We start from the raw sequence: 1,484 nt of genomic DNA, 5'->3' as shown, positions 1-1,484 counted from the left end.
TACCCCAGCTGCGCTGGTGCCGACTCAACATATTGCTCCGCTCCGAAAACCGCCATGCTCCGCTTGGCGCGAGTCTGGCTAATTTCGATCATACCCGCAAGCGGCTTGCAACTCGAAAAGTCTCTTGCCCTTTTCTTCATCATATGCCGATTCGACGCCGCCGACGCTCAAAACTTCGCGGCGGCGCGATTCGGCGCGGTTTCAAGAATCGAGCAGCAACCGGCCAAAAACCGGATATCAGGTCACAATGCCAATTGCAGTAAGATAAAATTAATCTAGCATAAATTCATGCGGTGGATGGATCGCGCCCTCTCGTGTTGGGCGTTGAGCGCTCACCGTCTAAGAGGGTGAGTTCCGGCCATGAGCTGCCGCTCGCGAGAGCCCTACCTGCATAGGTTTCCTTGAGTCAGAGTTGAATCCAGCTCACACGTGCCATCGACAACATTTCCAGGATTCACAACGACGTGAAAATTACCCAGCCGGCAGCGAAGAGAGGAGAAAACAGCCAGCCCTCGCGGGTCGGGATATAGGTGATGTCGGTTGTCCAGACTTGATCCGGCGCCGCCACGTCAAATTGCCGATTCAGCAGGTTGGGGGCCACTGGCAATGCATGCTTGCTGTTCGTCGTCACCTTATAGCGCCGCTTGTGCCTGGCGCGGATGCCGTGCAGCGTCATCAGCCGGCGGATGCGAGCCTTGCTAACCGGGAAACCGCGCGATTTAAGCTCCTGGCAAATCCTGGGTGAGCCGTAAGCGCCGTTAAACTCGGCGTGAACGCTGCGGATGAGCGCCAGAAGCTGGGCATCTGACAGCCACAGCGTCGGGCCGCCGCAGCCTTTCCAGTCGGCAAAGCCACTGGTGCTGACAGACAGCAAGCGGCACAGCGATTGCAAGGGGTAGGTGTCGCGCATCTTGTCGATCCAGGCGTACTTCACTGCGACTTCTTCGCGAAGTACGCCGTCGCTTTTCCCAGGATTTCGAGCTCCATCCTGAGGCGAGCATTTTCGGCACGCAGGCGAGAGAGCTTCATCTGTTCGGGCGTGATCGGCTTGCCCGTGCCGCCGGTCAACTTGCCGGCCTTGTGGGCTTTGCGCCAGTTGGCGAGCGTCTGCTCAGCAATGCCCAGTTCGCGGGCAACCTGGGCCTGAGGTTTGCCCTCGGACTCAACTTGCCGGACGGCTTCTTGTTTGAATTCGGCGGTGTAACTCTGCCGTGGAATCTTGTACATCGGTACCTCCGTATGCCAGTTTACCTGGCTATGCTTGGTATCCGAAATCTGCGCCCAACCTCAAGCTGGTAGTCTACTTCGCGTCGATTACCACCAAGCTTGAGAGAGTTGGAAGGCGGGACATGTTAAGTCATGGACTTGCCCATTTGTGTGCTTGCGGCGGCGCTGTTGCACAAATCCGCCCGTCCCGCGGCTTGGTAAGATAGTGGCATGACCAAGCCCGCTCCAAAACGCTATCGAACGACCAACTGGAACGC

General features: G+C 57.6%; 1 protein-coding gene and 1 pseudogene. One reads left to right on the top strand and one right to left on the bottom strand.

Annotated features, from left to right (window positions below):
• Positions 1–279: hypothetical protein (locus C2I19_RS22490; RefSeq protein ID WP_233201173.1), on the top strand; the 279-nt coding region annotated here is incomplete at its 5' end.
• 220 nt (positions 280–499) lie between these two features.
• Here the strand turns inward: C2I19_RS22490 and C2I19_RS22485 are convergent.
• Positions 500–1,227: pseudogene (locus C2I19_RS22485) on the bottom strand (IS3 family transposase); the annotation flags it as partial.
• Positions 1,228–1,484: the final 257 nt, after the last annotated feature.

Source organism: Chromobacterium alticapitis (assembly GCF_002924365.1).
In the GTDB taxonomy this organism is placed as follows: domain Bacteria; phylum Pseudomonadota; class Gammaproteobacteria; order Burkholderiales; family Chromobacteriaceae; genus Chromobacterium; species Chromobacterium alticapitis.
Note: the sequence above shows the minus strand (reverse complement) of the source record. Positions and strands in the feature narration are given on the sequence as shown.